We start from the raw sequence: 13,036 nt of genomic DNA on the forward strand, positions 1-13,036 counted from the left end.
ATATCTTTAACGTCTTCGATATCTTTAACGTCTTCGATATCTTTAACGTCTTCGATATCTTTAACTTCTTCGATATCTTTAACGCCTTCAATATCTTTAACTTCTTCACTATCTTTAACGTCTTCAATATCTTCAATATCTTCAATATCTTCAACGCTAACAACATACTCCTTTTCAAGATCGGGTAAGTTTAATATATCTTGCTCAGAAATAATCACACGTTTTACGCTTGTATCACTGACACCAACAGCCAGTTGGTTATCATTGATCTGCGGGTTTGCGTTGTTTGACCAGCTGCCAGCTAATTCTTCTACCAATGTAGGCTGAACTTGCTCTGAGACAACATCATTGGTGACTAACTGCGTTTCATTTATCTCGTCTAATAAGGCACTTTCATTTTCAATAACCTCTTCAACTTCAATAAGTGGTTTCAATGGCTTAAAAAATTTAGGGTAAAGGTAATTTGCAAGAGAAGCAGCAACCACCAGTAAGGCAATCATTAATAGAATCGCAGGCAAACGTGTTTTTAGCCAAGTGGGTTCGTTATTTTCTAATGCCCCCTCAATAATTTGCTCTGCTAATTGAATTATTTTTTGAGGAATTCCAGCACAAGCCCTTAACTGCTTCAATAATGCATCTTGATGTTGAATTTGAGGTTGATAACCAGTTTGCTTGAAAATGTGATTTAATAAAGTATTAGACTCATCTCTAGTAAGTTCCCCTAATTTAAACTCCAAACAAGCACACCTCTTATCTATATTTTGGGTAGCCTGATTTACAAGAGTAATCATTCGCTGATTACTGTTTTCATCCGCCAGTAATAAAACATTAATTTCACTGTCAGCAAACTGCTCTTTTTGTGTGATGACTTGCACTAATTCGACTAACAGATCTGCGCAAAGATAATGTGCATTATCCAAAATAATTAAACGGGGAACGTCCGCATTCTGTTTTTCTTGCAGTAACGACATTGAGGAAAGCAAGTTATCCTGCGCGTCAAATAAAGGCTGTTCATACAGCTGCATTATTATTTGCTGTCTAATTTGAGAATTTGATAGCTGATCATTCAACTGTATGAATACTTCCTGAATATTACCAGGAAGTTTATTAGAAAGTTGCTCTATCAGTGTGCTTTTGCCTGCTCCTTTTTCGCCTGAAACAAAAATAAGAGAGGAGGATAAATAGATAATATGCTGCAGTCGATCAATCAACTGCAATTGAGATGGAAAAGATATTAATTGACGTTCGACCATCTGTATTAGTGTTCAATAACGCGACGAAGTAGCGCTTCACTAACATTATCAAATAACTCACTGGTGCCGATAGACGTTGGCAACACCAAACGTAACTTACCATTTAGCACTTTTTTATCAAGTAACATATGCTCTGCATACTGCGCATATGTCATATTTTCCGGTGGGCTTAATGGTAAATCAAACTGCTTGATTAACAACATGATCTTTTCAGCTTGTGAGCGATCAATTAAATCGAGAAGTAATGCAGTTTCGGCAGCTAAGATCATGCCGACAGCAACAGCCTCTCCATGCAACCAGTTTCCATACCCCTGTTCAGCCTCTATCGCATGACCAAATGTATGTCCAAGGTTTAATAATGCTCGAATACCGTTCTCTTTTTCATCTAGAGCCACAACTTCCGCTTTAATTTCACAACAGCGTTTAATCATATAAGCGATCGTATCTGCCTGTAGCGCTTTAATATTTGCGACATTATCTTCTAACCAAATGAAAAAAGATTGATCATAAATGATTCCATATTTAATCACTTCAGCCATACCAGCAGAAAATTCACGCGCAGGTAAGGTTTTAAGACAATTGATATCGATAATAACCGCTTGAGGCTGATAAAACGCACCAATCATATTTTTGCCAAGAGCATGATTGACCGCTGTTTTGCCACCAACAGATGAGTCAACTTGTGATAAAAGAGTAGTAGGAACCTGAATAAATGGAACTCCACGCTGATAACAAGCAGCAGCAAATCCGGCCATATCACCGATAACGCCACCGCCAAGCGCAATAATAGTCGTATCGCGCGCATGTTTTTTTGCAAGCAATGCACTTAAAATAGTTTCAAATGTAGATAGGTTTTTATGCTTTTCACCATCAGGTAAAATAATCTCATCAATTTGAAACTCTTTTAAAGTCTCTTTACAGAGCTGTAAGTAAAGTGGTGCAACTACATCATTGGTCACAATCATCACTTTTTTCCCAGTTATCACACTGGAAAACAGTTCAGAGTGTTCAAGCAGATTTTCCCCAATTGAAATTGGGTAGCTTCGTTCACCTAAATCAACAATTAACTTATCCATTAGAAATCCAGTAATGCAATAATTTGACTAGCAACAACTTTGGCACTCTGTTCATCCGTTTCAATTGTATAATCTGCTACTTCATCATACAGAGTGTTGCGTTTTTCAGCTAAAGCTTCCAGTACAGAGCGAGGATCTTCGGTTTGCAGTAATGGTCGGCGTTTATCTTTTAGAGTACGAGCCAACTGTTTGTTAACACTTGTTTTTAAGTAAACAACAATACCTCGAGCAGATAAATGCGCTCTATTTTCAGGATGAATTACTGCTCCACCACCTGTTGCCAAAACAATACCATGTTTTTGTGTTAACTCATCAATCATGCCTTGTTCACGATTGCGGAAACCTTCTTCGCCTTCAACATCAAAAACCCATGCGATATCCGCACCCGTTTTTTTCTCTATCTCTGCATCTGAGTCATGAAAATTAAGATGCAACATTTGTGCTAAATGACGACCGATTGTGCTTTTACCAGCCCCCATAGGGCCAATTAAGAAAATATTACGTTGTTCTGCCATGTTGAATTATTACTCAAGTGATTGATTACTGGGAAGCCCCTTTATAAAAAAGAAGTGCCGTACATTATCGCAATTGTTAATAACTTATTGCAAGCCCATAAAACAAATAAGCCTGAAGATTAATCTCAGGCTTATTTTCTACTTTTAAAGCGTTTGATGAAAAAAGAGCTAATTAGTATTTAGTTTGCATCACAATGCGAGGTGTTACAAAAATTAATAACTCAGATTTTGCATTTTCGTCAATCGTGGTTCTAAACAGAACGCCAAGATAAGGAATATCTCCTAATACTGGCACCTTTTTCTCTGAAGTGGTGATTCGCTGCTGATAAATACCACCTAAGACAAGAGTTTCACCATTTTCAACCAAGACTTGCGTTCCAATCTCTTGTGTGTCAATCGAAACGGCTTGCCCAATCCCTGTCGGAATAACTTCACCTTTAGAATCCTGGGTAATAATAAGATCTAAGATAACTTTATTATCAGGCGTAATTTGTGGTGTTACCTGTAAGCTTAAGACCGCTTTTTTAAAGCTAACTGAAGTTGCACCAGAAGAAGCGGATTCGACATAGGGGATTTCAGAACCCTGCTCAATGTAAGCCGTTTGCTGGTTTGCAGTGGTGATACGCGGGCTGGCAATAATTTCAGCTTTATTCTCACTTTCCAAAGCAGAAAGTTCTAAATCCAATATCTGACCATCAGCTAACTTCGCAACTTGAAAAGCAATGGTACCCGCAGCCCCGGTAACAGGAAGGTTAACATTTAAACGTTCGGCAACATCTGCTACTGAGCCGCCATTGGCTGCTTCTGCGCCCGCTAATGAGCCAGATGTAGCACTATTACCCCCCGTAGCAGTTACCCCCCATTTGATCCCCAACTCTTCACCAACAGAATCAGTTACTGTTACCATACGAGCTTCAATTACAACTTGGCGTACTGGAATATCTAAAACTTCAATCATCTCTTTTACTGCATCAATAACAGTTGCAGTATCTTTTAATAACACTGTATTAGTTCGAGTATCCGTACTGACTGAGCCGCGGGCAGATAATAAGCTTGCATTACCGCTCGATAACATAGTAGCAATATCAGCAGCTTTTGCGTAATTGATTTGGATGAATTCTGCATAAAGTGGCGCTAATTCAGCAACCTCTTTTTCTGTTTCTAACTGTTCCCGTTCTTTAGCTGCCAATTCAACGGCAGGGGCAATCATAAGAACATTACCATCCATTCGTTTACCAAGACCTTTTACCTTCAAAATAATATCCAGCGCTTGCTCCCATGGAACATCATCCAAACGTAACGTGATATTACCGCTTACAGAATCAGTAATTACCAAATTAAAGCCATTAAAGTCAGCAATCAACTGTAATACAGTTCGTACGGGGATATCTTGGAAGTTAAGAGAAATAGCTTTACCTTGATAAACACTTTCTTTTTGATCTTTTGGTTTTTCTGACACTTCAATCATGAACAGAGTATCTAATTGGTCATAACGATAGTTATATTCATCCTTAATATCAAAAACAAAGCGCGTTTTACCACCTTCTTTAAACGTTTCAACTTTTTCTACAACGGTTGCAAAATCAACAACATCCATAATATATAAAAATTCACTCGGGATGTGGGTGCTTTGGAATTCTGCAATTAATTGCTGCTCTCTACGACGGATATCAACAGCCACACTTGAATTGTCAAGGTACACAAGCAATTTGCCTTGACCTTCAGAGCCACGCTTGAAATCAATTGATTTTATAGTGTTCACATAACCTTTAGGAGCTTCTATAGGGGCTAGAGACACTGCATTTGTCTTAACATCATTTGCTGAAACCACTGCAATTTGACTGCTTGTATCTTGCGCAACCGCAGCTGCCAATGCTATCTCTGTTTCGCTATCAACAGCCGATTCCGGCGTAACATCTCCAAAACGGACAAACAGCTGCTTCCCCTCGTTCACCACTCGATAAGGCATTAACATATCAAGTGAAATAATTAAACGAAGCCCATCAGTGGTTCTTTCAGCTTCGACACTATCAACCCCATTTTTGTCAATTTTAATCGGGTTAAGCTTTAACACTGAGCTGGCATCGTCAACATCAATAACGAGCTTATTAGGACGATAGTGCAGTTTATCAGTGTAACCACTAATCTCATCGGTAAATTCAAATTTCAATTCGAATTTACCATCAACCAATGGATTTACATTTAATTTAATAAGTTGTGATTCAGCTAATACCACTGAAGAAAACAACAACCCCACCATAAAAAAAAGGCTTAAGACTTGCTTTAGGTTTATAATTTTCATGAGTTTAATTTCATCCCTGCTTTAATATCATTCAGACTTCAGCGTAATTTGAGTAATACGCTCTTGCCAACAACCATCTTTATCTGAGGCTAATTCTAGTAATTCAACTTTATTCTTAGTGACTTTTAAAACTTTTCCGTGATTTAACCCTAGGTAATAACCCGGCTTCACCTTGTGTAACTCTCCGCCGGAAACTTGCACAAGCGCCCATAGCTCATCATTAATCCGTAATGTACCTTGCATCATCAGATTATCAAGTGAATACATCTCCAAGGGTTGCTTTTTACGTTCAAAATTTGGCTGCGGACAACTTTTAGGTGTATTTTTTGTTGGTGCAACAACTTCAGCTTTCGGTTCAGAAAAGGGATTACGCCCCTCTTCCTGAGTAAAAACCATTGCATCAATTTTCTTTAAGGCTGGTACCTTATCGTTAATCGGGTAAATTTGAGATTTTGTTTTAACGACAAATTCATTTAGGTCATCAACATTTACTTCCACACATGAAAACAGTGGTAGGGTCATAACTAAAAGGATAAAAAACCTCATTTTTTATCTCCCTTATAGCGATATGTTTTAGCGATAACATTTAATGTTAATAAGCCCTTTGCTCCCTTAGCTAACCTTATATTGTCCAAAATAACAATCCGAGGCAAAGCTGCAATATCAGCAGCAAACTTACCAAGTTCCTGATAACTACCAACAACTTGGATACTGATAGGAACCTCAACAGAAAGCTCCTGATCTTTAATTACACCCCAGTTAATACTTTTAAACTGTAGACCATTATTTGCGCCAATAAAGCTAATATCATCAAGTAAGCTCGCAATTTCTTTTTTGCTTGGTAGCTTATTTAATAATCCATCAAGAATAATATTAATTTCGATCATCTGAGCGCGGTAAGCTTCTAAATTTGCAGATAAAGCCGCTTTTACCTTGAAGTTGTTTTTAAGAACGATCTCTTTTTCTTTAACGCTTTCCAGTTTATCTAGCTGGGGAGTTGTTACATAATAGAAAAATGCACCACTTAAAATTACGCAAACAATAGCGATAAACACACCACGATAAAGTGCTGGCCAGCTACCAACAGTCTCAAAATCTAATTCATTTAAGTCCATTATTTTTCCCCTTTACTTTCAGGGACAACAATAAATTTCATTGCAAAGTTACTCAATTTAATTGGTTTGGAGGGGCCTGCAACGATAGAGCTAATATAGGAATCACCTAACCACCCAGAGCTATCAATGTTTCTCATCATTTTCGCCAGGCGGTTATTGGATTCACTCATCCCTTTTACATCAACCTGTTCATTAGCAAATCCGACATTGTTTAAATAAATACCCGCCGGAACAACATCCACTAATGTATTAAAGAGTTGTGTTGCATAGTTACGTTTTTTTTCTAATTGTTGAATTAGGTTTATGCGACGCTCAAGCTCTGCTTTTTCTTTTTTTATTTGGCTAATCTCGGCAATACGGCGATCTATAATAATTGTTTGAGTTTGTAAAAATTGATTACGTTGCTCCTGTGCAGAAATTAAAGTATCAACATACATCTTGCCACCATAAGATAACCCCAGCACCACAAAAGCACTCAGTACCAATACCACAAAAAACTGCTGTTTCTTTTTCTTTTTGTAGTCATCACGCCACGGCAATAAATTAATATTAGACATTACTGAACCCCTCTTAATGCCAATCCTAGTGCTGTCATATATTTTGCGCCAACTTCACGAAGTAAAATTTTATCGGCTTCATTTTTGTACTCAAAACCAATGAACGGATCGGCAACTTCAACATCTAATTCTAACTCTTCAGCTAATTGCGTCACTAGCTCAGGCATTAATTGACAACCGCCAGTTAAAATTATTTTTTCAACTTCGATATTATTGGGAGCGTTGGTAAACATACGCAAGTCAAAACGTAAATGATTAACAGTCATATTTACAAAGGGTGCAATAACATCAACATCACAATCTACAGGCCAATTATGTTCAGTTTTTATTTTTTCTGCTTCGTTGAACTTAAAACCATAATGATCGGCCATCATTTGTGTACAGAGAGCCCCCCCATGATTTTTAGAACGAGAAAAAATAACCTTGCCTTGATGCAAAATATTAAGCATCATTTGTGAGGCACCAATATCGACAACAGCAATGCCTCTGTCATAATCTTCGCGCACGAACAAAAGCTCACAGGCTCTTGCTAAAGCATGGCTTGCTACATCAACTACTTTTACGGTTAAATTGGCTGCTTCTACACAATCGACTTGCGATAACACAGTTTCTTTTCGAGCTGCGCTCACTAAAACATCATTTAAATCTTTGCTATTGGCGTTTTGAGAAACAACTTCAAAATCCAAAAATATCTCATCTAGTGGAAAGGGAATGCTATTTTCAGCTTCAAGTTCAACTTGAGCCTCTAACTCTAACTCACTTAAATCTGCATTCATTGGGATGACTTTTGTAATAACATCAGCTCCCGTCACGGCAATTGCTACATTTTTATACGAAGTAGGGAAGTTTTTCCGTAATTGATTGATAACCTGAGTTAACTTTGTAATATCTTCAAAGTGATTATCAACAATCAAACCTTTGGCAATGGGAGCTTCTGCAACTGCATCAATTTGAAAAGTCCCCTTCCCCTTTGATATGGCAATCGCTTTGATAGAATTTGAACCGAAATCTATGCCAATTAAAGCATTTGCATTCGCCTTTTTCATATTTGCAAACATAACATCCTTGCCATAATAAATTTAATAAGATATTTAAAACTTCAGTTACTTATAATAAGACGAAAATCAGGAACTTCCAAGGCGATAAGCTATTATTCCGCTTTAACTCCCGAAATATCACTATATACTGTGCGTAGGCTCTAAGAAACATCAACTTAAATGAGTTAATTACAAGCAATATTTAAGGTATATACAAAATGATTAAATGGATCAAGCGCCTTTTCTTAGTTTCTATTACTATAGGCTTAACGGGTATAGGCGCAATAATTGCGATTTACTATCACGTTAAGACTGATTTGCCTGATGTCGCTTCAATTCAAGATATTCAACTTCAAGTTCCCATGAAAGTATTCAGTATTGATGGTGAATTACTTTCTCAGTTTGGAGAAAAACGTCGTATTCCTCTTACTATAGAAGAGGTACCTAAAAAATTAATTCAGGCATTTATTGCAACCGAAGATAGTCGTTATTATCAACATTTCGGCATTGATCCAATTGGCATTACCCGCGCTGCGATGGTTTATGCTTCAACGGGCACGGCAAAGCAAGGTGCAAGCACCATTACCCAGCAAGTTGCTCGTAATTTCTTTTTAACACGTGAAAAAACATTTATACGTAAAATAAAAGAGATTTTTATTGCTATTCAAATTGAACAAATCTTAACTAAAGATGAGATTTTAATGCTTTACCTAAATAAAATATCTCTGGGCCACCGTTCATACGGTATTGGTGCTGCCGCTCAGGTTTATTATGGAAAAGCTGTATCTGAGTTAACGTTACCTGAAATGGCTGTACTGGCTGGTTTACCTAAAGCTCCATCCCGATTAAACCCAATATATTCTCCCGAAAATGCCAAAAATCGTCGTAATATTGTATTAATGCGTATGCTCGATGAGTTATACATATCACAAGCGCAATACGAAGAAGCGATTAATAGCCCGATAACAGGCAAATACCATGGAGCAGAGATCACTTTATCAGCACATTATGTTGCCGAAATGGCGCGCAATAAGCTCATTGAGCTTTATGGTGCTGAGCGTAGTTATAGTGAGGGTTTTAATGTTTATACAACCATTAATAAACCAGCTCAAAAAGCCGCCAATAAAGCACTCACTAATAATCTCCATGAATATGACAAACGCCATGGCTACCGCGGTGCAAAAAAAACATTATGGGAAGCACCAGCCGATAACTGGCCTATTGACGATATTGTAGCAAATATAAAAAAACAACCGAGTTTTGCTGATTTACACCCTGCTGTTGTTATCGAGGTAAATGAGCAGTCAATTAAAGTTATTAGCAAGCATACAGGCCATGAAGTACAGCATATTGATTGGGATGGTTTGAAGTGGGCACGCCCTTATATAAGTGATTCAGTTCAGGGTAAAGCACCAGAAAAAGCATCAGATATAGTTGCTGTTGGTGAACAAATCTGGGTACGCCAGATAGAGCAAGCATTAGAACTATCCCAATATCCAGATGCAAGCGCGGCCTTTGTGTCATTAAACCCACAAGATGGTGCAATCACATCAATGGTTGGTGGATTTAGTTTTGTACAAAGTAAATTTAACCGCGCAACTCAAGCGAAACGTCAAGTAGGCTCAAACATCAAACCATTTGTTTACTCCGCCGCACTTGATAATGGTTATACGCTTGCCACATTAGTCAATGATGCACCAATTAACCAGTGGAGTGGTAGCGAGTCTTGGCGTCCAAAAAACTCACCAGCAATATATGATGGTCCAGTTCGCTTACGCCGTGGCCTTGGCCAATCAAAGAATGTTGTTTCTGTACGTTTAGTACAAGATCTCGGCTTAACAAAAGTCATCAATCAACTTGAAAAATTTGGCTTTAACAAAAATGAGTTACCGCACAACTACTCACTTGCGCTTGGTTCTGCATCACTGACTCCATTAGAGCTTGCAACAGGTTATGCGATCATCGCCAATGGAGGTTTTAAAATAGAGCCTTATATCATTGAGCGAATTGAAGATGCCTATGGCACAGCTCTTTATCAAGCGAGTCCTAAAATTGTTTGCACGGATTGTACTGAACTATATGAAAAACAGCGTGCATCTGAACAACTTATCGCACCACAAACAAGAGAAGAAGCAACAAATACCTGCTCAATTTCACCGATTAGTGAAGAACAAATCGCACCATCGGCTATCAGTGAAGAAACCGCATTTTTGACACGTGAACTGCTAAACACCGCAATCTGGGGTGGTGGTAGCTGGCAGCATAAAACAGGATGGAATGGGACAGGATGGCGAGCAATGCGTGCATTAAAACGCAAAGATATCGGAGGAAAAACAGGAACAACCAATGATTCAAAGGACGCATGGTTCTCTGGTTATGTGGGTAACACAGTTGCCACATCATGGGTGGGCTTTGATAATTTTGATCGTGAATTAGGTAAAGCGAGATTTAATAAAAATCTCGATAAAGAGCAAATTTATGGCGGTGAATTTGGCGCAAGAACCGCATTACCTGCATGGATAGAATTTATGCAGGACACAGCTTTATCACAGCCAGTGGTATTTCCAAAAAAACCGATCAATATTTCAACTGCTCGCATCGATCGCTCGACCGGTTTATTAACTTACAAAACAGACTATACAACACGTTTTGAATACTTTAGAACTGGTTCAGTACCCACAGAATATGTCGAACAACCCTCATTTATTGAAGAAGAAATATTTGATCAAGGTAACAAAGAAAATTTACAAGGTGAAACAGATGAATTATTTTAATTAAACAAGCCTACATAATCGCTTGTTTATTTAAAAAGCCTACCTGTTTTATGTCAATTCCGATCTTTTAAAAAAACTTGAACGATCCTACTGTTCGATCAAAATCCCTAATCTTATTTAAGATTGGGGATTTTTTTTGTTTAATCAAGAAATGGAATTAGTTTATGAATCATTTGAAAACAAGGATTCATACGACGATGTATTACATGCCATAGATGCACAATGGATTGAAGAATCGTTATTTGCTACTAAAAAAGCCAGCATTAGACGTCGTCGCTTACCAGAAGAACAAGCAGTTTGGCTGATAATAATGATGGGATTGATGCGTAATAGCTCTATCAAAGAGCTCAGTGGTTCATTAGATATACCAATCCCGATGAAATGTATTCTCATGTCGCACCAAGCGTGCTTATTGATTGCCGTAAACGCTTAGGCGAGTCTCCAATGAGTTATCTCTTTAGTACAACTTGCGCAGCATGGCATAATCAATCACACCCAAAGCACATGCAATCGGCCTCCATTTATTGGCTGTTGATGGCACTACGTCCCGAGTTCCAGACACATCTGAGAATAGAGAAGAGTTTGGCTTCATATCAAAATCACATCAGGTCTAGCCACTGCTTCGCATGGTTTCTTTAAATTCGACACATACTAGAATGTTGCTTGGTGCTGCATTTGATAGCTGTAGTATTGGTGAAATAACACTAGCCAAACGATTGCTAACAGATATTCCCAACAACTCATTAACCTTATTTGATCGTTGCTATTTTTCTGCTGATTTATTACTTAACTGGCAGCAATTTGGTGTTAGTTCACATTGGTTAACACCAGTAAAAAAGAGTATGAGATATGAAATCATTGAACGCGACGCAGATAATGATTTATTGATTGCAATGTCCGCATCACCTCAAGCACGAAAAAAAATCCAATGTTACCAGAGACTTGGCAAGCAAGAATAATTTGCTATCAGCATCCAAAAGGCGAAATTAAAGGTTTTGTTACCTCACTGGTAGATCCGAAAATGTATTCAATGGAAGAACTATTATCAATTTATTGGGATCGTTGGGAAATCGAACAAAGCTTTGGAGAGCTTAAAAACAGTCAATTAAGTGGAGAGATTACACTAAGAAGTCGTTTTCGGAGGCGGTAAAACAAGAACTTTTGGGGATCTTACTCGGTTACAATTTGATAAGGTTGGAAATGGCCAATATTGCCAAAGAAGCAAAGGTTTCCCCCACAAGGATTAGCTTTACGTCTGCGATTTGCATTAAATAAGAGGCTATGCCCTATCTGGTGATGGGACAATACCGAGAAAACTTCAGCTCATGCGACAAGATGTTAAGCATTTCATCTTACCTAAAAAAAGAAAACACCGAACGTTTTCGCATTCAGTGCTTTGTCTCCCATCAAGATACCCATTAAGATATAAGCCTAAAATATCTTAACCGGACGGCATTGACCTATTTTATGTAGTCTTTAAGTTCGAATAACTAAGAAAATCCCTAGTGAATCAACTTAATCAGATTGATTTTAAAATGTTCATTACCAATAAATAAAAAACAGCCGGATTCAATCGTTTATACCAACTTTTTCTGTTCGAGTCACATCAAACTAGCTGCTATTCTTAAACAAATAGAGCGATGATTAATCGTAGCGCTGGGCACGTTTAAAGCTAAAGCAATAAAAACTGCTTACTGATAACTGCACCGAATAACGCTAAAACAACCTTAGATCCGCGATCTGAAGCGACACATAAATTACGTAACTCCTCAGTCAGGATGGTAAATCTAATGACAAAGCTCCACTCTTAAACTTTCCTTATGCAAAAGTAGCTCACAAGTCTAGGAACGAAAAACTCCCTGTAAAGCAGAAATGGGGATTATCGCCATCTCATATAAAGGGAGATAGTTGGTGATGGAAGAGGGCTAGTGGAGTTCACCCGCTAATAAACTTTAACTGACGCCTTATTCATCTTACTCTACATAAAAGGGAGATACCTACCTTTCCCATATGGGAGTAGTTCAAACACAAATCGCACGTTATTTGGCGCTTGGCGATGGTCAGGGTTCGCAGAGCTCACCCGCTCGTACACTTGCCTCTCGATAAACTACTGGCTACATGGAGCTTAGCCCGCTCATGATGCTTTACTGCCGCGAAATTCGCCCCTACTCGAGAGTCGGTCATCGTTGTGTATCCGCGAATTTTAGACGTAAAAAAACCCTGTCGAGATAAACTCAACAGGGTTTAGTATTGTGTTGCTTATAGAGAGCAAGCTTGGTGATGGCCAGGACTCGCAGAGCTCACCCGCTCGTGACACTGCGCTGTCGTGCAACTCTTAATTTCCCCATGTTTGAGTAGGTCAAACACAAATCGTAAGCAATAAAAAACCCCAGTAAGCAGAGCTTAC

The 13,036-nt window shown here is 38.3% G+C and carries 9 protein-coding genes and 1 pseudogene; 2 read left to right on the forward strand and 8 right to left on the reverse strand.

Annotated elements, in window-relative coordinates; translation table 11 throughout:
* From AC4GME_RS10970 to AC4GME_RS11005, 8 genes are all read right to left on the reverse strand, one after another.
* Positions 1 to 1,253, reverse strand: a 1,253-nt coding sequence (locus AC4GME_RS10970; RefSeq protein ID WP_490379394.1) for an AAA family ATPase, incomplete at its 3' end; no start/stop codon positions are given.
* A gap of 5 nt (positions 1,254 to 1,258) precedes the next feature.
* Entirely contained in the window at positions 1,259 to 2,329 is a 1,071-nt protein-coding gene (aroB, locus tag AC4GME_RS10975) for a 3-dehydroquinate synthase (protein ID WP_490379395.1), read from the reverse strand.
* Entirely contained in the window at positions 2,329 to 2,844 is a 516-nt protein-coding gene (gene aroK, locus AC4GME_RS10980) for a shikimate kinase AroK (RefSeq protein WP_490376661.1), read from the reverse strand. The genes aroB and aroK overlap by 1 nt, the downstream gene beginning before the upstream one ends.
* Before the next feature lie 172 nt (positions 2,845 to 3,016).
* The gene (locus AC4GME_RS10985; RefSeq protein WP_490376660.1) at positions 3,017 to 5,146 is read right to left on the reverse strand and encodes a type IV pilus secretin PilQ; all 2,130 of its coding nucleotides are present in this window, start codon (positions 5,144 to 5,146) and stop codon (positions 3,017 to 3,019) included.
* 27 nt (positions 5,147 to 5,173) lie between these two features.
* On the reverse strand, positions 5,174 to 5,692 hold the full coding sequence (locus AC4GME_RS10990; protein WP_490376659.1) for a pilus assembly protein PilP: 519 nt from the start codon (positions 5,690 to 5,692) through the stop codon (positions 5,174 to 5,176).
* Positions 5,689 to 6,261: a type IV pilus inner membrane component PilO gene (locus AC4GME_RS10995; protein ID WP_490376658.1), complete on the reverse strand. Its 573-nt coding sequence runs from the start codon at positions 6,259 to 6,261 to the stop codon at positions 5,689 to 5,691. Before AC4GME_RS10995 ends, AC4GME_RS10990 begins: the two co-directional genes overlap by 4 nt.
* A complete protein-coding gene (locus tag AC4GME_RS11000; protein WP_490376657.1) occupies positions 6,261 to 6,818 on the reverse strand; it encodes a PilN domain-containing protein in 558 nt (185 codons plus the stop codon). Before AC4GME_RS11000 ends, AC4GME_RS10995 begins: the two co-directional genes overlap by 1 nt.
* On the reverse strand, positions 6,818 to 7,876 hold the full coding sequence (locus AC4GME_RS11005; RefSeq protein ID WP_490376656.1) for a pilus assembly protein PilM: 1,059 nt from the start codon (positions 7,874 to 7,876) through the stop codon (positions 6,818 to 6,820). The genes AC4GME_RS11000 and AC4GME_RS11005 overlap by 1 nt, the downstream gene beginning before the upstream one ends.
* 197 nt (positions 7,877 to 8,073) lie before the next feature.
* Here AC4GME_RS11005 and AC4GME_RS11010 point away from each other — a divergent pair, with 197 nt between their 5' ends.
* Both AC4GME_RS11010 and AC4GME_RS11015 read left to right on the forward strand, forming a co-directional pair.
* Positions 8,074 to 10,629, forward strand: coding sequence for a penicillin-binding protein 1A (locus AC4GME_RS11010; RefSeq protein WP_490376655.1), 2,556 nt, complete (start codon positions 8,074 to 8,076; stop codon positions 10,627 to 10,629).
* Between the two features lie 136 nt (positions 10,630 to 10,765).
* Positions 10,766 to 12,074, forward strand: a pseudogene (locus tag AC4GME_RS11015) (IS4 family transposase).
* The last annotated feature ends 962 nt before the right edge of the window (positions 12,075 to 13,036 follow it).

Source organism: Psychromonas sp. (genome assembly GCF_983033635.1).